The 20,956-nt window shown below is 30.2% G+C and carries 16 protein-coding genes; 7 read left to right on the top strand and 9 right to left on the bottom strand.

What is annotated here, in order from left to right:
* Positions 1–73 precede the first annotated feature (73 nt).
* Both M2325_RS07500 and M2325_RS07495 read left to right on the top strand, forming a co-directional pair.
* The gene (locus M2325_RS07500) at positions 74–829 is read left to right on the top strand and encodes a glycosyltransferase family 2 protein (RefSeq protein WP_259052488.1); all 756 of its coding nucleotides are present in this window, start codon (positions 74–76) and stop codon (positions 827–829) included.
* Between the two features lie 42 nt (positions 830–871).
* Positions 872–1,837, top strand: coding sequence for a glycosyltransferase (locus tag M2325_RS07495; protein WP_209590705.1), 966 nt, complete (start codon positions 872–874; stop codon positions 1,835–1,837).
* 167 nt (positions 1,838–2,004) lie between these two features.
* Here M2325_RS07495 and M2325_RS07490 read toward each other — a convergent pair whose 3' ends face one another.
* From M2325_RS07490 to M2325_RS07475, 4 genes are all read right to left on the bottom strand, one after another.
* Positions 2,005–3,345, bottom strand: coding sequence for a formylmethanofuran dehydrogenase subunit B (locus M2325_RS07490; protein WP_209590706.1), 1,341 nt, complete (start codon positions 3,343–3,345; stop codon positions 2,005–2,007).
* Positions 3,346–3,384: 39 nt separating this feature from the next.
* On the bottom strand, positions 3,385–4,662 hold the full coding sequence (locus M2325_RS07485) for a formylmethanofuran dehydrogenase subunit C (protein WP_209590707.1): 1,278 nt from the start codon (positions 4,660–4,662) through the stop codon (positions 3,385–3,387).
* A 184-nt stretch (positions 4,663–4,846) separates the two neighbouring features.
* Positions 4,847–6,592: a formylmethanofuran dehydrogenase subunit A gene (locus M2325_RS07480; RefSeq protein ID WP_209590708.1), complete on the bottom strand. Its 1,746-nt coding sequence runs from the start codon at positions 6,590–6,592 to the stop codon at positions 4,847–4,849.
* Between the two features lie 175 nt (positions 6,593–6,767).
* Positions 6,768–7,388 (bottom strand): FmdE family protein, encoded by a 621-nt coding sequence (locus M2325_RS07475; protein ID WP_245314011.1) that lies wholly within the window; start codon positions 7,386–7,388, stop codon positions 6,768–6,770.
* Between the two features lie 1,130 nt (positions 7,389–8,518).
* On the opposite strand from M2325_RS07475, the gene M2325_RS07470 reads away from it, so the two are divergent.
* The 3 genes from M2325_RS07470 (at position 8,519) to M2325_RS07460 (ending at position 10,567) form a co-directional block, all read left to right on the top strand.
* A complete protein-coding gene (locus M2325_RS07470) occupies positions 8,519–8,845 on the top strand; it encodes a hypothetical protein (RefSeq protein ID WP_209631508.1) in 327 nt (108 codons plus the stop codon).
* Positions 8,846–9,104: 259 nt separating this feature from the next.
* Positions 9,105–9,908, top strand: coding sequence for a sulfide-dependent adenosine diphosphate thiazole synthase (locus tag M2325_RS07465; RefSeq protein ID WP_209631507.1), 804 nt, complete (start codon positions 9,105–9,107; stop codon positions 9,906–9,908).
* Between the two features lie 236 nt (positions 9,909–10,144).
* Positions 10,145–10,567 carry a ferritin-like domain-containing protein gene (locus M2325_RS07460; RefSeq protein ID WP_209590712.1) on the top strand — a complete coding sequence of 141 codons (423 nt, stop codon included), beginning with the start codon at positions 10,145–10,147 and terminating at the stop codon, positions 10,565–10,567.
* A 148-nt stretch (positions 10,568–10,715) separates the two neighbouring features.
* Here the strand turns inward: M2325_RS07460 and M2325_RS07455 are convergent, their stop codons facing one another.
* Both M2325_RS07455 and M2325_RS07450 read right to left on the bottom strand, forming a co-directional pair.
* Positions 10,716–11,261 carry an acetate uptake transporter gene (locus M2325_RS07455; protein ID WP_209590713.1) on the bottom strand — a complete coding sequence of 182 codons (546 nt, stop codon included), beginning with the start codon at positions 11,259–11,261 and terminating at the stop codon, positions 10,716–10,718.
* A 300-nt stretch (positions 11,262–11,561) separates the two neighbouring features.
* Entirely contained in the window at positions 11,562–11,996 is a 435-nt protein-coding gene (locus M2325_RS07450; RefSeq protein ID WP_209590714.1) for a hypothetical protein, read from the bottom strand.
* Positions 11,997–12,366: 370 nt separating this feature from the next.
* Here M2325_RS07450 and M2325_RS07445 point away from each other — a divergent pair, with 370 nt between their 5' ends.
* A complete protein-coding gene (locus tag M2325_RS07445) occupies positions 12,367–15,657 on the top strand; it encodes a hypothetical protein (protein WP_259052479.1) in 3,291 nt (1,096 codons plus the stop codon).
* Between the two features lie 141 nt (positions 15,658–15,798).
* Here M2325_RS07445 and M2325_RS07440 read toward each other — a convergent pair whose 3' ends face one another.
* Complete coding sequence (locus M2325_RS07440) at positions 15,799–16,812, bottom strand: methanogenesis marker 12 protein (RefSeq protein ID WP_259052474.1); 1,014 nt, start codon at positions 16,810–16,812, stop codon at positions 15,799–15,801.
* Positions 16,813–17,160: 348 nt separating this feature from the next.
* On the opposite strand from M2325_RS07440, the gene M2325_RS07435 reads away from it, so the two are divergent.
* Positions 17,161–18,219 carry a DUF354 domain-containing protein gene (locus tag M2325_RS07435; protein WP_209590717.1) on the top strand — a complete coding sequence of 353 codons (1,059 nt, stop codon included), beginning with the start codon at positions 17,161–17,163 and terminating at the stop codon, positions 18,217–18,219.
* A 128-nt stretch (positions 18,220–18,347) separates the two neighbouring features.
* On the opposite strand, the gene psmB is transcribed toward M2325_RS07435, so the two are convergent.
* Together psmB and proS are read right to left on the bottom strand one after the other, a co-directional pair.
* Positions 18,348–18,995, bottom strand: coding sequence for an archaeal proteasome endopeptidase complex subunit beta (gene psmB, locus M2325_RS07430; RefSeq protein WP_209590718.1), 648 nt, complete (start codon positions 18,993–18,995; stop codon positions 18,348–18,350).
* A 260-nt stretch (positions 18,996–19,255) separates the two neighbouring features.
* Positions 19,256–20,641, bottom strand: a complete 1,386-nt coding sequence (gene proS / locus M2325_RS07425; protein ID WP_209590835.1) for a proline--tRNA ligase — start codon at positions 20,639–20,641, stop codon at positions 19,256–19,258.
* Positions 20,642–20,956: the final 315 nt, after the last annotated feature.

The raw sequence follows: 20,956 nt of genomic DNA, 5'->3' as shown, positions 1-20,956 counted from the left end.
ATCCTATAATTTAATATATAATTTAAAAGAATATGATAGGTATAGGAAATTAAAAGGTTAGATTGGTTAGATTATGGCTGATAAATTGATATATTTAATAATTCCCGCTTACAACGAAGAAAAAATGATTAAAAACGTTGTAAATAATTTACAAAATCATAATTACGATAATATCATAATCGTTGACGATGGTAGCAAAGATAACACTTACAAAATTATGAAAGAATTGGAAGAAGAAAGTAAGCAGAATAATAATAATAATAATAATAATAATAATAATAAAGTAATTGCAATAAAGCATGAGCAGAATAAAGGGGTTGGCGGTGCTACAATCACCGGATTAAAAAAAGCTTACGAATTAGGCGCTGACATAGCAGTTACATTTGATGCAGATGGTCAACACGCACCCGACGATATCGCGAAAGTAATTCAACCCATAATAAATGACTCAAAAGAGTATGTTGTAGGTAGTCGGATAAAAAATCCAAAAGAATTTAAAAATATGCCATTGACAAAAAAAGTTGGTAATCTTGGACTTAGTTTTATCACTTTTTTACTTGGTGGATATTATGTTACAGACAGCCAGAGCGGGCTCCGTGCATTTTCCAAGAGTGCTTTAAAAGTACTCTCAGAGCAACTTAGGGCAAAACGATATGAAACATGTTCAGAAGCCCTTATTATCGCTAAAAAGAATAAGCTTAATATCGGAGAGGTGCCAATTAAAACAATTTACACAGAATACTCCATGGCAAGAGGTACTAATGTGATGATAGGCTTTAAAATTTTTTACAGGTTACTTATGTTAAAAATGGGCAAAGTTTTGGATTAAAATTAAGAAAAAAAGAAGAAATAAAAATAAAAAGGTAATACTATGAATTTTATTTCAATAATAATTCCTACGTTCAATGAAGAAAAATATATTACAAAATGTCTCGAAAATTGGTTTAATCAAGATTATCCAAAAGAAAATTATGAAATACTAATTTTTGATGGAAAAAGTACTGATAAAACATTAGACGTAATTAAAGAGTTACAAAAAAAGCATAATTTTGAAAATATAAAGATTTATACAAATGAAAAGCGTAAGCAGGTCTACGCATTTAACGAAGGAATTAAAAACGCAAATGGGGATTTTTTTATAATTTTTGGGGCACATGCATATCCTGAACAGGATTTTTTAAAAAATAACATAGAGACATATCAAAGAATAAAAAAAGAAGAACCAAAACTTGCGGGTGTTGGGGGTATTATAAACAAGATATCCGAAAATATGAGCGCTGAAATTGCAAAAGTTATTTACTCTACACCTTTATCGGGCGGTAGTTCCTTTTGGTATGCAAAAGAAGGATTTTTCTCAAATACTGTAGTTTATGGTATGTATGACACCAAAATGATAAAAGAAAGTGAAATTTTGTTTGACACTGATTTTATAACTGGTCAGGACTTTGAATTTAACTTACATCTTATAAAAGAAGGTTTTAAATTATATACTAATCCAAATATAGTTAGCTCTTATTATACACGTTCGAGTGTAAAAAAATTCATAAAACAAACCATAAGTTATGGAGCTGCAAAAGGTTTAATGATTAGAAAGGGTTATTTTAATATATTATGGCTGTTTCCGTTCGGATTTTTATTTATGCTATTATCCATAATTATAACAGGATTATTGATATTTATTTATATTATGGCCATATTAATTGATACGATTAGATTATTAATTAAGACTCGAGAACCTTTATACATAGCTTTACCTATATTATTGTTCCTATTCCATTGTTTAATTTCCTATGGATTCTTTAAAGGATTAATAAAAGGAAATTCAACTTTTAAATAATAATAAAATATAGTAATGATATAATAAAATATAAGCTAATAAAAATACTTTTTTTATATATTAAATATTTTTAAAATAATTTGTTAAAATTGATATATTATTTTGAAAATAATCTAAAAAAATAAAAATTAAGTAAATAATTGAAATTTAATTTATCAATTATTTTTTTATAGATTTGGTTGTCCTTCTTTAATCTCTTTTACCTTAGCAAACAATTGTTTCATAGTGTCTTCGTTGCTTTTGGTGTATGGGAATGGAGATTCAGCAAATGGTCTGTAGTGCATTGGTATTTCATCGAATCTATAGAATGTACCGTTACATTCAATTGCATCGATAACACCAGGCAATACAACGTTTGCTGTTGAAGTTGTTGGACAAGGAGCAATATCTAAACATACAACTGGTATTTTGTTTAAATACTTTGATGAGTCCTGTGGTAAGTGGGCACCTAAGTCAGCACACATTACAAGTACAGCATCAACTTCTTTTTCTCTCAACAAGTCGTTTGTAGTAAATTCCCCTGGGTTATATCTAGGGTATCCTCTTGAAAAGTCGATACCGAATGGGAAACCGTATAAGTACGAAGCAAGAACGTTAAATCCTGCAACATTACAGTGTCCTCTGATTAAACCAATGGTAAATTTAGTGTATCTTTGTAATTCTTTTACTAAGGTCATAACACATTCAATGTTTCTGTGTTTACCGTATGATGAAGCTAGACCTAAACCGCCGTAAATTGAACCGAATTTAGCTTTTTTCATCATAGCTGCCATTTCCATAATTGTATCAACAGGTACACCAGTTACCTGTTCTATACTTTTATGTGGTCTTTTTCCCCTAACTGCTACGAGTAAAGCTGAGAACAATTCGTAATCGGAATTAGGTTTCAACTGAACGTGCAAGTCAGATGCTTGTGCGGTAGCTGACCTTCTTGGGTCGACAGTAATAACTTTTCTGTCGTTTCTACCTTTTTCTGTAAAGTATCCTCTTGGGAATACTGCATACCTTGATAAATGTCTTGGCATTGAGTCCATAGGATTGGTTCCCCAATATATTATCAAGTCGGCTCTGTTCTTGGTCTCCCCTGCTGTTGAACCAGGTTTACCAGCTTCTTGAACTCCCATTAAGGAAGGGCCGTGTCATATTGTGGAATTGGAGTCTACAATACCGCCAAGGTATTCTCCCATGTGTAATCCTACAGTCATTGCTTCACAGGAGGTTTCTGCTCCCATGAATAATAAAGGTCTTTTAGCGTTTGCTAATATTTCAGCAGCTTTGGTCAATGCTTCGTCCCATTCTGCTTCTCTTTTTTCTGCTTTTTCCTTGTCTGCGATTAAAGGGCTCATAATCCTGTGGTGACTAACTATCTCGTTAAATTTAGCTGCACCCATTTTACAAGCGTTCCTTACTTCAATTTTTCTATTCTCTTCATCCCAGACGATTTCAATGTCATCACAAGTACCACCACATACGGGGCACATGATGTCTTTAAAAATCTTTTCAGCCATTATTTCACCTAAGATTTAGCATCTATCTATTTAATTATTTTATTTGTATTGTTGTTCAATGATGTATGGTGCTTCTAAAATTTCATCATCACTAGGTTGTACGTAAACTTCGCCACCTTTGTAGATTGGAGCTCCTGAGTTAACAGACTGAGCATCAACAATAACGTTCGCCCAAACACTTCTTGGTATGAAAATATTTCTTCTTTGAACGTTATCTTTCATTTCTGCTCTTACTACAACTGTTCTATTTCCGTCAGGGCTTGAAACTTTAACTTTTTCAGGCTTGCCCAACAATTGATAGTCATCTGGGTGAATATGGCATACAGCACATACGTCTTTATATTCTGGGCTGTATTTATCCCCACCTTTAATAATTCTACCTTGTTCAATTGTACTTCCTGTATTCAAGATAACTTTTAAAGCTTCTCCTTTAAACTCGATAGGTCTATCAACTGAACCTTCACAGCTTAATAGGTACTCGTTGTTATTTGCAGAGATGTACATTTTTCCTTTAGGTTTATTATAGAATGCGTGGTCTCCTTTGTATTCAACATAGCTTTTTGAATAAAGGTTAGCCCCGTAAGGTAAGATTTCTTCATATAATTCACTTGGAACTTCGTTACTTGTTAACAAGTTTTGTTCGAAGAATCCTGGTGAAAAGTGTTCAATTTTACCTTCTACGATAATTGTACCTTTTTTCATTTCTACGCCGACGGTTCTTAAAACGTTTCCACCAACGTATATTAAACCACCAGTTTGTCTTATACCGCAGAAAGCTTCAACATTTCCTTTTACAATGATGGTACCTTTAACTAAGCCGTCACCAACGCTACTACCTGCGTTACCGTCGATAACAATTCTACCGCCAAGCATACCGTCCCATTTACCTCTGTAACTGCCACCGATGTGGTCGCCTGCGTTACCGTGGATTAAAATGTTTCCGCCTTCCATTTCTCTACCAGCCCATGAGCCTGCGTTACCGTTTACTTCAATTTCTCCACCTTTCATTTCACAGCCAATGTGGTAGTTTACATCTCCATTAACTGTAATTTTACCGGTGGTCATTGCATAACCGATTAATTTCATTTTTGGTACTGTTCCATCAATTATGATGTGAATGTCTGATGCTGATTGTGCACCTTGACCATCGCCCTTTACGTCGAAGAATTCTGACAATGGGTATTGTACAGAGCTTTTCCAAAGTTTTATTTCTTTGATTTCTTCTTCTGATTTACCAAAGAAGTTATCAGGGGTAATCATGTCACATTCAACAGGAAATTTATCATCATATTTTGGAGTTAATATAATTTCTCCCATTGTTTCACCGTACTTGCAATTACCTTGCCATAAATGCAAATTAAGTAATTTATTTTTATTTATTAGTTTAATTTATTAAATTTAGTAAGTTATAGCCGTATTTAGAAATATAATCATAATATTTTTTAATATAATATTATAATTTTTCTTCAATACACAAATAATTAAATTAAATTAAATTAAATTATTTTAAGTCGATATCCATAGGTGTAGGTCTTGTTAAATACTCATCTGGAGTTGAATAGTTGTTGAATCCAACGGTATAGTATTTAAAGAAGTCCTTAACATCGTCCAGAACTGGTTTTTGGATTTCTTCTTTCATCTGTACATTTGCGAAGAATGACCTACCACTTGGTGTTTCAACAATTTCGTTTCCTTTTGAAACAATTTGACCGTCTTTGATTGTGTAAGCGGTTGTGGTAAATACTTTTTCGAGCATTTCGTAGTCGTTAGAGTTGTAATCTGGTGTAATATCGTAGATTGTAACATCTGCGTCAGCACCTGCTCCTAAGTGACCTTTTCTGTATCCCATACCAATAGCAATTGCAGGGGTTGACCTTGTAATTTGTGCTAATTCGTAGAGGCTTAACTCTTTGTCAATATTTGGAAGTGTACTTCTTTCACCAGCCCATTTGTGGCATTCTTTCATAGTATCTTCTCTTGCTTTGCTAGAGAGTAACCATTTCATGATTTTTGGATACTTGGTGAATGGTCCTGCGTTAGGGTTATCTGTTGTTAAGATTGCTTTCGCTGGGTCAACTAATAACAATAATTCAAGTCCAATTGCCCATTGAACGCTGTGTACTTTGTTTTTCATACTGTAGTTGAATGGAACGATACCTGAACCACATTCTAACTCAACGTCACAGTTTGTCCATTTTTGTCCGTTCATTGTAGCGATATCGTATAAACCTGGACCGTCTCCAGTCATACAAATAGCTTTACCGAATGGAACGCAACCACTGTCAATAACAACGTGGTCTGACTTGTTTATGTGTTTTGAAACGTCATCTGCTTTTGATTCAAAGTCTTTCCAGCTTGTACCACCGAATGAGTGGAACTGAACGTGAGTCATATAAACAGATTGTTTTCTTCTACTGTCGAATTTTGTTTTAACTTCGTTGTAGATGTTATCTTTTACGTTAACTTTGATGTTTTTGGTTACATCCATTGTTTCCTTGGTAATTTCCCAGTTTCCAGGGTGACCAAGGTTGTTAGCGTGCAAGTGAATTGACATTGGAAGACCTAACATTTCGTTAATTTGAGCCAATCCGTCAACAATTTGTCTTGCTGAAACGTCAAAGTGGATGTTTTTCTCATCTAAAGAGTTTACGTTTTTACCCCAAGCCCAGTTTTCAACACCTGCTGGGTTAACACACTTAATACCGTAAGTTTTTGTAGCATCTAAAGCCCAAGCAACGTATGATGCAGCTTTTTCGATGTCTCCTTCTCTTAAGTATTTCATAACAAACCAGTTGTTACCTAAAAGTAAGTAACCAGCTTTATCGAGAATAGGGAGTGCTTTTAACTCTTCGTGTGTGTGTCTTGCAATCATAGGCGGAACAGCTGCCTCAAAGGTAGTTGTGTAACCCATAGTTGCATATTTGTAACCTTGCATGTAAGTAGAAGGTACGATTTCACCAGTTCCACAATGTGTATTGTGTGTTTTTGGTCTTACGCACTTGTAGTGGTCTTCTGGGAACATTACCCTACCAACGGTTACTTTAGGTCCTGCAATGTGAGTGTGTGCATCAACACCACCAGCCATTACAACCTTATTTTTTGCGTCTAATACTTTTGCTTCCTTTATTTCGTCACTCGAAAGGCTTTCGACAATCTTGCCATCTTTGATGTAGATGTCCATTACCTCTCCGTCCACACCATTAAGTGGGTCGTAAACATGACCTCCTTTAATAATCATTTTGGTCATTGTACCACCATCTAAATTGAATTTTAGATATCATTAATATATGATTAATATTAGGGTTATCAATTTGTTATTTACGATAATTATTGAAATTAACCAATTATTAACCAATTATTTATCGATTAATTGTTAATTATTGCCTATTGGTTAATTATATGTTAATTACTTAGTTAATTAATTAGTTTTTCTTTTTAGCGCATGTTTCACAAATTGGACTACCATCGTAGCTAATATATGATTCTTTACATACTTCGCAGAGTTTTACATCCTTTTTATTTTTTGGAGGTACTTCAACATCCACATACTCCCATGAATAAACGGAATCTCCTGCTTTAATTAAATCGAAAATAGCGTCCGTATGTGGAACTTTTTCAATGTTCATATACCAGTTGTATAATTTAGGGTAGTCCTGCATTTTGTTTGCGTCTAATATTATTCTTAAACCTTTAACATTGTCGCCAACTGTTCCAAATTTGTTAAATGTACTTGCCATTTTGCCAATATTGTATATTTTTAACTTGTTGTTACCAATAGTAGCGCCTGCTAAAATTTGGAATGGGTCAGGCATACAATTTTTGCACTCACACATTACGTATACGGTTTCTCCATCTTCAAGTTTCATTTCTCTTTTAGCGATTCTGTACATTTGAAGACCGATAAACGCTCCAGTTGATATATGCCCGTGAAAATCGAATACTTTTCTTATTTGTTCTATATATTCATCGTCAGCGATATTTTCTAAAACAATTTTCATTTCTGGTAAGTCTTCAATTTTTACTGCTTTTGCATTTTTGTTCATATAAACACCATAGTTCATTGAGTAATACTGTTTTACCCTATGCTATTTTAATAATTTACAATTTATTTAATTATTTAATTACAGAATTACAAAATAACTCTATATACTAAGACTATAGGCCATCAACTGTAATTTAGCTTTTATTTAGCTTTTATTTGGTTATACATGTATTTTGACATCTTATTTATTCCTATTTATTCCTATTTATTCATATTCTATAAAGTACAATACTAATAATTTCAATATAATATGACAATATATTGACATTATTGAATATAACACGTTATGCAACATTTTAATAAATTTAAAAATCTTAATAACGATTATTTACCTAATTATTTAGCCCTGTGGTATCTAATCAGTAAACAAGATATTTTTCAAACTTATTATGTCCCATGCCGGTTTATTTGACATTATTATCAATTTTAACGGATATTTGTGTTAACTAATATTACTTAATATGTTGACATTATATAATGTATGTAAATTAATATGATTACCTTATCTCTTTTTAATAATGATATTTCTTTGCATTTAAATTAAGAAGAAAATTATATATATTAGAATTGAAGATTTGGATTTTTAAATATAATTATACTTTAAAATTGAATTTAAATCTCTTAAAATCTTCATATCAAAAATAGCATTATAATAAAATTAGAAATGGCATTACAAATATCAATATATTGTACAATTAAATTATATTAAACAGTAAAATTCAATTAAATGGTATTATGGTCTTTTAATAAGTTTTAAGTAAATGACGAGGTTTTAAATTAAAAAATAGTGTATTTTTATAGTTTTTTACAAAATATTATATATATTATACGATATACAATATATTGAAGAGGTGTGAAGAGGAAGATTGATATTTTTAGCTAAATTTTAGTTAAGTATGCATCTTTAACTATCCAGTATGTTTATAATATCAAATAAATAACACCAATTTAAAATTTAGGGTCAAACACTAGGTTAAATAAAAAAATAAATAAAATAAATAAAATAAGTAATTAAGGCTATTAAATCAATATTAAATCAATAACTAATTATTATTCTATTTTATTAATTTTTAATTTCCTATTATGTCATAGAATTATCGTTAAAAACTCATTAAAATAATGGGGATTTTTATGATATTTGAATATACGATATTACAATATCTCGTATTTCCAAGTTTACTCCTACTGGGTACCTTATCGGGCTATTTATTTGACGATATTTTTAAATATACGTTAAATATAGCAGTTGTTATTATAATATTACAGGTTTCCATACAATCTATTGACGTGTTAAATGCTATAACATCGTTTAATATAGTTTTAGCACTGAATTTGTTCCATAATTTCGTGTTGTATAGCGTAATATTTTCAATAGCAGGAATCGGGCTTTTTACACTGGGTCTATTTTTTGGTAGATTGTTGAGGGTAAAATTAAACTATAATTATAAAGTGCAGTAAATAAAATATGTTAAACATTAAAAATTATTCTTCTTTTTCTTTTTTCTTTTTTTTTAATTTGTTCATATTTGTCATGATTAATAATTAATTATAATGATTAATAATGATAAATTGCATAACCTTTATATATTATGACGTATTTTATTATACTGTTTTAGTGTCAAAATATAGTACAAAATATAATAAAAAACAGTTTTTTAAAAAAACAAAACTCAAAATACTCAAAATTAAATAAAAATAATAAAGAAGAGGCGCAAATATGCAAAGATTGAAGGCTGAAGAGAAATTAGTTACAAAATCCATTTTAAAATCTACATTTGAAATGTGGATGGATATGGTAGATGTCGATGTCGTAATCGTAGGGGCTGGACCAAGTGGTTTAACCGCAGGTAAATATTTAGCAAATGCTGGCTTAAAAGTTGTTATTTTAGAAAGACACTTATCATTTGGTGGCGGAACATGGGGCGGAGGGATGGGCTTCCCTAACATTGTAGTCGAGAAACCAGCTGATGAAATATTAAGGGAAGCAGGTATTAACTTAAAACCTGTAAATATTGGCGATAATCCAGAAATAGAAGCGGATTTATTCACCGCTGATTCCGTGGAAGTCCCTGCAAAATTGGGTGTAGCAGCGATTGACGCAGGAGCTAAGATATTAACAAGTATTGTCGTAGAAGACCTTATTTTAAAAGAAGGAAAGGTTTCAGGTGTAGTTATTCAATCTTACGCAATCGAAAAGGCAGGTTTACACGTCGACCCGATAACAATCAGTGCAAAATGTGTTATTGATGCTACAGGACACGACGCTTCAGTTGTACACACACTCGCAAGGAAAAATAAAGACTTAAACATGGTAGTTCCTGGCGAAAAGTCAATGTGGGCAGACGTTGGAGAAAATACGCTCGTAGAAAATACAAAAGAGATATTCCCTAACTTTTACACCTGTGGAATGGCTTCAAACGCTTATCACGGCGGTTATAGAATGGGTGCAATCTTTGGTGGTATGTACCTTTCAGGAAAAAAAGTTGCAGAATTAATCATTGATAAATTAAACAATGAGTAAATAATAAAATAATAATAATACTAAAATAATAAAATAAAAATAATTTAAATATACTTTTTTTAATTTTTTATAAAGTTTTATAGTAATACGAAATACGTATCTATCGTACGAAATACCCTTAAAATTTTAAATTAACTCCTTAAATTCGGATATATTGATTTTTACGTCTTAAATCAATCCGAATAGTATATATAGTTTAAAATATAAAGGTAGCTTAAAAATAAAACGGTGATTTCATGGAATTAGTGAACGAACACAAAATCGGAGTTTCAAAAGACACCCCTATGGAAAAAGAGGTAATGGCTAACTTTAAAGGAGAATGTGCAGAAGTAGGTATGTATTTAGCTATGGCAAGACAAGCTCAGAGAGAAGGTTACCCAGAAATCGCAGAAGTTTTAAAAACAATGGCATGGGAAGAAGCAGAACACGCTTCAAAATTTGCTGAAATGAACGAAGTAATTAAGCCAACATTAAAAGAAAACATTGAAATGATGTACAAAGGCGAAATGATGGCTAACAAAGAGAAAAAAGCTGCAGCAGATATGGCAGAAAGCCATAATTTAGAGCACGTACATGATTTCTTTGAAGAAAGTTCAAGAGACGAAGCAAGACACGCTAAAATGTTAAAGGGAATACTTGACAGATATTTAAACGAATAATATCTATAATTAATATTATTATGAAAAAATAATAAAATATAATATAAAAATAAAAATAAAAATAAAATATTCTTATTTTTTAATAGTTTTTTAATAGTTATTTAAATTTAAAAAGATTATAATGTTATTTTTAAAGATTTTAAGAAGTTTAAGGGTTTACAACACTTTCTTTTACCTGATATAATGCAGAGCCTATTGCAGTCATACCACAGAATATACCTTCATATCCTGCTAAAGTTTTTATCATAGCGCTCCCTGTGTAGTCGCCAAGTGCTAATAAGAAGAATAAAAGCGCCAAAGTTCCAAAAATCAACTGTAACTGTTTGTTACTTCCTTTTAATGTTATTAAAAACATTCCTAATGTGAATAAGCCCCAAATACCTAAATAGGATACCATCGCAATGTTTTCAGGAGCTTGTCCTAATCCTAATGTTGGTAATAGTATTAAACCTATTAACGAAAGCCAAAACATACCATATGACGTAAAAGCAGTAGTTCCAAAAGTATTTCCTTTTTTAAATTCTAAGATTCCCGCGATAACCTGTGCAAGTCCGCCGTAAAATATACCCATGGTTAATATCATAGAACCAAGTTCAAAAAGACCGGCATTGTGAAGATTTAAAAGTATAGTCGTCATTCCAAAGCCCATAAGACCTAATGGTGCAGGGTTTGCTAATTTTTCATTTAAATTCATATTCTTACCTCCATATTTTAAGGGATATAAACGATATTTATCATTAATAATAATGATAAATATTTACAGAAAAAAAGATAATTTTTTTTATTTATATATTTTTCGATAACTAACATAGTATGTCACGTTTATCGTCGAATTTATAGATAATATATAAAATATTAATTAATAAAAAAAAGCCAATATACGCTTTATTTTAATTTTTAATAGATATTGTCATAAAAAAATAGATTATGGGGTATTTTTGAAATACATTTATTCGTGTAATACTTTAATAATTTTAATAATACGCCCTTATGATTACTTGTTAATCAAAAAAAGACCCGATAAACATAATAAAATCCCCATTATTTTAAGGGATGATATACCTTCGTTGTAGATGAATACGCCGATAGGCAATAGCAACAAAGCAACTATAATATATGTGGTTAATGCAGCAATGCTAATATTCCAACCTGCTCGATAAGCTAATAAAAAGCCCAATTCTAAACCTACTATTACAAATCCTAGCCCATAAGAAGCCCAATTTAGCCCCTTAAAGTTAGTTAATAGATTTGAAAAGTTTAATTCCCCAGTATGGCATTGAAATAGCATTATGACAATACATGCAAATAGGGACATTAAATAAGTTACAAACAATGAAATAAATGGATTAACTTCCTGAGAAATTGATTTTTGAAATATGTGGTAAAATATATTTGAAAGTATAACAATAACTATTGAAGTATAATACATAATATCACCAAATTAAAGATTTTCTTAATTATTGATTAATTTAATACATAGTTATCTATCTAGTTATCTATCTTATCCATATTTTTTATTTTATTTTATTTTATTTTATTTTTATTTTATTTTTTAATAATCTTAGTTTTTAATATATTGATATAGTTGAATACATCATGTTTATATTTAATTAAAAAAATAATATTTAATGACATATAGTATTTATCAATCATATCAATCATATCAATCAATTAAAAATGACAATCATTGACTATCAATTTTGAAGTTACACATCTATATTTAATATTTATATTAATTATTTCAACTGCTAATTTTTATCTGTATTTAACTATTTAATATATAATACATGGGGGAAATTATGAAAAAGAATAATTTTTTAGGGGGAAATTTAAGGATTATGACATATGTTTTATGTTTACTATGTGTACTCAACGTATGTATGGCTGTAGACCCAAATTATAATCCAAATCCTGCGCCTGCGCCTGTTTATTCAGACGTTTTAAATGTAACAGACTCAACTTACTCATGGATAGACGAACACGATAGTATTATAAATACAACAATTTCGGCAAATCCATTAAGGGATGCAATAAACGTCGCACATAATTATAATACAATTTATGTAGCACCTGGTTTATACAATGGAGATATAACAATTAACAAGCCTTTAACAATTTTAGGTGCTACACACGACATACAAAAAGATAATGATTATACTGTGCCTGAAAATTACAACTGGAATACGACAATTGAAAGTGTTATCCGGTCAACAAATCCCGGTGCTGATGGTATAACGGTTGATATAGCCAATACTGATGATGTAGTATTTAAAGGTTTTATACTAGATAACTTATACACTGAAACTAGTAATAGGCAATTATTGCGTGTTATAGCAGATAGTACCAATATTAACAACATAACTATTCAAAATAACATCATAGGACCTAATACTAACCTAGATGACCCTGAAAATAAAGGTAGAATGGGGTTATACATAGTTCCACACTATGGTAATAATTCGATAACAAATAGTACCTTCTCAAGAAATAAAATATTTGGCTCTGGTGGAAATGGTAACAACATTTTCATATGGGGGGATTATTTAGGAGACCCTGCAGGTGATTTGTATGGTACTGTAATCGAATATAATGATATATATGGAAGCAGACGTTCAGGAATTGAAATCGCAGGAGCCATTAAAAATATAATAATAAGAAATAATGATATACACGATAATGGTAACGAAGGAGACGATACGCAAGGTTCAAATTACAAATACGGAAATGGTATTGCACTCATAAGAATAGGTAGCGAAAAAACAAAGAATAATGTATTACCAATGAAAAATGTATCGATATATAACAACAATATTTACAATAACAAACAATTTGGAATATATGCCGGCCCTTTTATAAAAGATGTATTAATTCAAAATAATATCTTTAAAAATAATAATTGGGATGATATCCAAATAGATTTGAAAGAAAATTACCACGGGGGAGTTTCACCAGTATATAATATTACAAGCAACATAACATTTACAGAAAATAATATGGAGGATTTCACAAGAGTAACTGTAAACGGTGTACCTAATAACAATTTTATGCTAAATGCAACGCATTGCTATTGGGGAACAATTAATTACCCTGAAATAATTGATAAAATAAACGGAAATGTTGAAATACTACCTTATTATCTTTCAAAAAATATGAATTCTCTTATAAGAATTACTGATAAAGTAAATTACGAATTTACAACTATTTCCGAAATTTGTGAAGAAAAAGGTTACGAAAATAATTTAGATGAAGTAAATAAAGATAATTACCAAAATTTCAGTAACTTATACTTCAAAAATGAATATGGAAAATTAACAATTACGGATTCAATTAATATAACCTCAGAGTTCAAAAATCAATTAAAGAACATCAATGAATTAATAAAAATTGAAAATCAGAATATGACATTATTAAAAACTTCAGGATTTGAAAATAAGTTTGAAAATAAATCTGCAAATATTGAATTTTATAATGTAGATGAAATATTGTATGGCATGACTGAAGAAGAAATTGAAGACCATATGGTAGTAATATTACAAAATAATACATTAGTACAACAAAAAAGGATGAGAATAAGTAATATTACAATAACTAGCCACGCAAAAGATAAACCACTATCTTTTACAATTGATAAGTTTAATACAGTATTGATTGATACCGAACCACCGGTAATTGACGGAAAAATATCGCCAAACGGTATAAATACCACTAATACAGTCATAAATCTAACTTGCAAGGTAAGTGATAATATAGAAGTGAATAACCAGTCCTTAAAGGTGACTGTAGAAGGTTATGAGACTTGGAATATTACAAATAGAAATGGATTAATACACTGGATAACTTTTACATCAACTAAACCAGTAGGTAGTTATAAAGTTTCATTCGAAGTTTTGGATATATGCACCAACAAAGGATATGATAAACTAACTTTTAATGTGATAAATACTACAACAACGGAAAAACTTGGAAATATTAATTTAAGTAGTGAAGTTTGGGACGAAATTGAAAACGAAAGCGAAGATATTGAAACAGAAAATCATACTAATTATAAAACTACAAAGATAAAATTTAAGATTAAAAATGCTAATGATAATAGTAAAAAGAATAGAACATTGATAATTCCAAATGTGGCAAATGTTTCGATACCAATTACAAATGAAACATTGTTAAATATGAGCAATGTCGCAGAAGTTGCATCGAATATGAACTATTCGAATGTTACCAATGAATCTCAAATGGAGAACGTTACAAAAAATTTAGAAAATAATATTAAAATTATATTGAATGCAGGATTTAATATATCAAATATATCTTCAGAAACCAAAAAAGAAGATAATGAATTACAATCAAAACTCAAAATAATTGCAAATAACACTACCGAAAAAGGATTTCTAATATTGCAAATACCAAAGGGTGATTTAGAAATCAAAGGTATTTATGCAACACAAAATGGTACCAAATATGAGTTAAAATTAAACGATGTAGGAAGTACCATAGGATGGTATACAATAGTTGACGACACTATCGTAGAAATAACGGTTGTAAAAGACCCTGAAATCGATGTAATATTCAAAAAGGTATTGGAATCGATAATAATTGACACCACGCAACCAAACTCTTATGGTTCGGGCAGTAGTAGAGGTTCGGGCATTGTAGACGAAATTTCAGACCCTCAATTACAACTTTCAAAGATGATAACGTCTTTTATGACCAACTCTGTAGTGGTTGCAGGTTCTGAAATCGATGTAGGCTATGGTAAGTATTTAACTACGAATGTTTGCCGAACTCAAGGTATGAGTATATCAAATATAACGGTTAATTCCGATATGGTAATTGTGGGCGGTCCCGTAGTTAATTTATATGCCAAAACATACCAAAATAGATTCGCAGAGCGAATAACTAACGAATACCCCGGAATTGGGAAAGGATATATTCAAATTCAAAAGATAAATAACCATACTGTGTACTATATTGCAGGTTCTGATAGAACCGGTACTAGGGTAGCCATAGAATACTTTAGACAAATGGAAGAAGAACCAAGCCTTCCTTTATTGGTCGAAAGATATGGTGACACATATAAAGTAACATACTAATAAAAAGTAAATAAAAAATAGAATAATATAATAAAAAATAGATATTTCTTTTTTCTCTTTTTAAATTTTATTTTTAAAATGATATTAAAATATCTGATAAAATTAAAAATAATATGTTTTAAATCAATTAAATCAATTAAATCAATTTATTGAATAATCAATTTCTATGCCTAAAATATCTTTTACGCCATTGTATATATCTTTTGCAATTAAAACACTGCCTTCTGCGGCACTTTCGCCATCTAATACTGAAATATCAATTTTATTTTTATTTAACATTTCATCTATCATATTTGATACGTCGATATTTTCTTTTTCATCTTTCCAAGTTCCAATTGAACCAGCTAAAACAACTTTATTCGAGGAATTTAAAAACATTAAAGAATTTATCTCCATACAAACACTTAAAACTAGGCTATCAAGTGCCAATTTACAATTTTCGTCGCTATTGTATTTTCCCATTATGGCTTTTTTGGTATCTTCGACACCTTCATATAAATTAGCAATTTTAACGACTCCAGCCTTAGAAAAAGCACTATTAGCGTCAATTTTACCTAAGTCAATTTCCCTAATTAATTCTAAGTCCAAAGGACCATGCAAAATACCTGAAGCACCGACACAAGCATCAAAGCCCCCAAATATCATACCATCTTTTATTAACAAAGTCACAGTATTTGATGAAATATCTGAAAGTACGAAGTCATTGTAACCAAATGTTTTAAAAGCATTGTAGGCAATAGATATTTTTTCCGGTGAAGCAATATGCGAGTAGAGCGCATTGAACCTTTTATCCATTGAAGCAACGTTTTTATGTAATCCCGGTATTAAAACCGCAGGTATTCCAGAATCTTTTATTTCATCGTATACGATAGTTCCCCCGCCCACTTTTTCGCCGATTCCTTCAAGATTTAAAACCCCTCGGTTTGAAACTTTTTGTATGTCAGTTATTTTATTTATTCCATCCCCCATTGAATAACAAACGCCCATTAATTTAATTTCATTTAAATCCACATACTTTTTTAATTCTTCTATGTATGATTTTGATTTTGATTTAAGTTCGGTTCTCTTTAACTTAAAAAATTTCTTTTCTCCGTTATTATATTCGATACAGGTTGTTACGCCAGATGTGCCGTGGTCTATTCCTACAAATGCCATTTTTTCACGTAAAACTAAAATTAATATTATTATTAATACTATTTTTATTTTTTTAATATATATGTATTAAATGAAAATAATTATATATAAACAATACTATTTATTTTATTAAAAATATATTTTAAAAACGTGTTAAAGTATTTTAATATTTAAAATCGAGGATTGTGCATAATCATAGACTTAAACATAGAATAATACTTATAACTTAAAATTGTAAATTAAAAATTGTAAATTACAGATTTGTAAATTTTATTCTGATTTTTAGGGTTTAGGATATATTATTTTTAAATTAGTAAATTTCATATTATATTAGATTTAATGTTTATTATATGTAGTATCGGTGATTTAATGACTACTGACGTATGGATTGATTTAACAAATTCCCCTCATATACATTACTTTTCAAGGTTAATAGAAAAGTTAGAGAAAGAAGGACTCGAATATATATTAACGGCTCGTAAATTTCAAAGTTTAGAGGATTTAATAAATATTTACGGCTATGAGTACGTTTCTTTTGGGGAACACTCAAGTACTTTAAGTGGAAAGCTCGTAAATTCTACAAACCGGATAATGGAGCTTACAAAATTTATTTCTAGGAAAGAAAATGTACCCAAGGTAGCTGTAGCTAAACACTCTGTGGAGCTTCCAAGGGTTTCTTTTGGTTTAAATATACCTTCAATATTCGTTTTAGACAATGAAACAGCTGTAGCTCAAAATAAATTGACGTTACCTCTCGTAGACGAACTAATATGTCCGATAGGTACGAAAAATAAATTAGATGTTATCCAAAAAAATAAAAATATATCTTATTTTGATATAAACAGTATTTTATCATTTGAGGGCACCTGTGAAGTTGCAAACATAAATTCTAGGTCAAAAAGTGACAAATATCCAATTGATAATGCCATATTATATGAATTAGGTATTGATACAGAATTACCAACCATTGTGTTACGTTCTTGCCCTAATTCTTCATACTGTACTGGAAAAACAGACTTATTACCAAAAATCATTGAAGAATTACTTGACAAAATAGGTTGTAATCTTGTTGTATTTCCAAGAACTAGGAAACAAAGGGAAATTTACTCAAAATATGACAATATTATTATCCCCAAGACCATAGACGCACTTTCGTTATTGCATTTTTCAAATATGATGATAGGTGCAGGCGGTACAATGAATAGAGAGGCTGCAGTAATGGGCATTCCTACAATTTCATGTTATCCGGAAACTTTGCTTGGGGTAGACGAATATTTAACTGAAAAGGGTTATATGGTTCATACAACCGATTTAAGTGAGATTATAGATTATGCAATAACCAATATCGGTGTTAAAAATAAGGTGGCTGATTTAGAAGACCCAACTGAGTTAATGTTCCAAAAAATTTGTGAAAAAATGAGTAGATAATCTTAAAATTAAAAATAAATTAGAATAAAATAAAGAGAAAAATAAAATTAAAAAAGTAAATTTAATTATTTTATTTAATTAGTTAATTAGTTAATTATTTAATTAGTTAATTATTTCACTTATTTCACTTATTTCTTTTCTGTTTTTTTCAAAATAGTTTCAATTTCTTTTTCAGAATAGAGTTTTACGCCATTTTTATCGATTTTAGCAAGTGAAATTCCATTTCCTGAATAAGCGTCTCTTTTCATAGCTGATGATATAGCCCTTACAGCTAATTTTAAAGCACCCGCTGTTTTTATTTTAGAAGTGTATTCTGATTCTAAAACACCGTAAGCGGTAGGCGAACCTGAACCAGTTGACGTAAAGGTTGTTTCTTCATTAATTCCACCCACTGCATCAAGTGAGTATAATTGAGGTTCGTCGTTACAAACATCGTAACCGCCAACTATAAGCTGGTTCATTAATGGGAAATGTCTGTTACCGTGTAAAACATTACTCATTAAGGTTGTACAAGCCAAAGGTGACATATTGTTACCAGTTCTCATTTTGTAGATTTTTGTTTCTGCGGATATAATTCTTACAAGTGACTGAGCATCTCCAACGCTACCTGCAATTGTCATTGCAATATACTCATCGATAGGGTACAATTTTTTAGCTTCTTTATCTGCAATAAGGTTTCCCATTGTCGCTCTTTTATCTGTTGCCAACACTACGCCGTCAGTACAAGCAATACCTACTGTTGTAGTACCTTTCATATATTTGTATTCTTCAGACATTGTAAAATCACCCGCTGTCTTTTTAAATAATTTTTTTAAATATTTCGAATATTTTGAGCTATTATAAAATTCAAATAATTTTTTATAAGTTTTATTTTATTTTATTTTACTATTAATTTTGTATTATAATTTTGTATTATAATTTTGTATTATGTAATAATCTATATTTTTAAACTAATATATTACTTTTGATTTAAAATTAAAGAGAATTATATGTTACAGAATAATTAATAAATTATCTTTAACATATTAATATGTTTTTAGTATGTTTTCGCAATTGAAATATATTTTGTTCCTTCAAATTCGCATTCTCCGAGTATCGAAGCACCAATTTGCTCTTCAAATTCTTCATTGTACAATTTTTCATCGAATGGAATTAATACAACTTTTCTATTGTTTAAAGCTTCTTTTATGGTTTCAACTAATGATTCGTTATCAATACCTTCGATATTCAATATTTCAATATGTCCTAAGAATGCGTCGTAAGCTTTTTTGGCCATATCTGAAGTAACTGTTTCCATTAAATCAACAAGATATTCGGCGGTTAAGTCCGCAATGGCTACGTCGAATTTTTCGTTTGTATCCCTTCTGAATATCATTACTTTGTCATTTTCTAAATCTCTTGGACCTAATTCGATTCTTAATGGAACACCTTTTAACTCCCAATCATTAAATTTACGTCCTGGTCTAATATCTCTTGTATCCAACTCAATTCTTGCGAACTTTTTCAATTTATCATATAATTCATTAGATTTCTCAAGAACTATTTCTTCTTTGCCTTTGAATAATAAAGGAACCATTGCAATTTGAATTGGGGCAACTTTTGGAGGAATTACGAGTCCGTTTTTATCGCCGTGAATTGCAATAATTGAAGCAATAACTCTATCGGAAATACCGTAGCAACTTTGGTAAACGTAGTCTTTTTCGCCTTCTGCAGTTTCAAACTCTAAGTCAAAGGTTTTAGCAAAATGTTGACCTAAATTGTGCACTGTACCGATTTGCATGGTTTTTCCGTCTGGATATATTGTATCGTAAGCGGTCGTGTATTCAGCACCTGGGAATTTGTCCCATTCTGGTCTTTTTGAAATTAAAACAGGGATTGCGAGAGATTCAAAGAAACTACTGTATACGTACATTCCTTCTTTAACCTGAGCTTCACATTCTTCTTTGGTACTATGAGCTGTGTGCGCCTCGTTAAAGGTCATAATTTCTCTAAGTCTTATCAAAGGTCTCGTGTGCTTTGTTTCGTATCTAAACGTGTTAACGGTTTGGTATAATTTAAATGGTAAATCAGTGTGAACTTTAAGCCATTGTTTCATCATATGGTAAATAGCTGTTTCTGAGGTAGGTCTTAAAGCTAATCTAACATCTAATTCGTTTTTACCGCCGTGTGTTACCCAAAATACTTCGTCTTCAAATCCTTTAATGTGTTCGCCTTCTTTTGCAAGTAAAGTTTCAGGTATTAACATAGGAAATAGTGTTTCGTCGTGATTTGTAGAATCCAACAAATCTCTAAGTATTTCAAATGAATATCTTCTTATTTTAAATCCGTATGGCAAATATACTCCGCAACCTTTAATAGGGTACCTTAAATCGTATATTTTAGCAGTTTCTAAGATTTCGCCATACCATTCGGAGAATTCCAAGCTATCCATGTCATTTAGTGATATGTCCTTGTCCTGTTTTTTGACTTTTTGTGTTTCTTTACTCATTTATTCACCATAAAATTTTATCAATATATGATATTAATGATAGTATATGATATTATAAATTAAAACTATTTTTTTGAAATACTACTATTAAAATATAAGTATATCTATACAAAATAAGTTTATATAATTTGTGTATTTTGCATTAAAGAATGGAATATTAGAATAAAACTAAATCCAATATTAATGATAATATCAAATTTAAAAATAAAATAAAAGAAAAAATAAAAGAAAAAATAAAATAGGAAATAA

This window comes from Methanococcus voltae PS, assembly GCF_024807035.1.
Taxonomy (GTDB): Archaea; AGJL01; Methanococci; order Methanococcales; family Methanococcaceae; genus Methanococcus; species Methanococcus voltae.
Note: the sequence above shows the minus strand (reverse complement) of the source record. Positions and strands in the feature narration are given on the sequence as shown.

What these genes read in the sequence shown, in the direction of transcription:
- M2325_RS07500 (WP_259052488.1), top strand. Translation starts at nt 74, where the DNA reads ATGGCTGATAAATTGATATATTTAATAATTCCCGCTTACAACGAAGAA.
- M2325_RS07495 (WP_209590705.1), top strand. Translation starts at nt 872, where the DNA reads ATGAATTTTATTTCAATAATAATTCCTACGTTCAATGAAGAAAAATAT.
- M2325_RS07485 (WP_209590707.1), bottom strand. Translation starts at nt 4,662, where the DNA reads ATGGGAGAAATTATATTAACTCCAAAATATGATGATAAATTTCCTGTT.
- M2325_RS07480 (WP_209590708.1), bottom strand. Translation starts at nt 6,592, where the DNA reads ATGACCAAAATGATTATTAAAGGAGGTCATGTTTACGACCCACTTAAT.
- M2325_RS07475 (WP_245314011.1), bottom strand. Translation starts at nt 7,388, where the DNA reads ATGAACAAAAATGCAAAAGCAGTAAAAATTGAAGACTTACCAGAAATG.
- M2325_RS07470 (WP_209631508.1), top strand. Translation starts at nt 8,519, where the DNA reads ATGATATTTGAATATACGATATTACAATATCTCGTATTTCCAAGTTTA.
- M2325_RS07465 (WP_209631507.1), top strand. Translation starts at nt 9,105, where the DNA reads ATGCAAAGATTGAAGGCTGAAGAGAAATTAGTTACAAAATCCATTTTA.
- M2325_RS07460 (WP_209590712.1), top strand. Translation starts at nt 10,145, where the DNA reads ATGGAATTAGTGAACGAACACAAAATCGGAGTTTCAAAAGACACCCCT.
- M2325_RS07455 (WP_209590713.1), bottom strand. Translation starts at nt 11,261, where the DNA reads ATGAATTTAAATGAAAAATTAGCAAACCCTGCACCATTAGGTCTTATG.
- M2325_RS07450 (WP_209590714.1), bottom strand. Translation starts at nt 11,996, where the DNA reads ATGTATTATACTTCAATAGTTATTGTTATACTTTCAAATATATTTTAC.
- M2325_RS07445 (WP_259052479.1), top strand. Translation starts at nt 12,367, where the DNA reads ATGAAAAAGAATAATTTTTTAGGGGGAAATTTAAGGATTATGACATAT.
- M2325_RS07440 (WP_259052474.1), bottom strand. Translation starts at nt 16,812, where the DNA reads ATGGCATTTGTAGGAATAGACCACGGCACATCTGGCGTAACAACCTGT.
- M2325_RS07435 (WP_209590717.1), top strand. Translation starts at nt 17,161, where the DNA reads ATGACTACTGACGTATGGATTGATTTAACAAATTCCCCTCATATACAT.
- psmB (WP_209590718.1), bottom strand. Translation starts at nt 18,995, where the DNA reads ATGTCTGAAGAATACAAATATATGAAAGGTACTACAACAGTAGGTATT.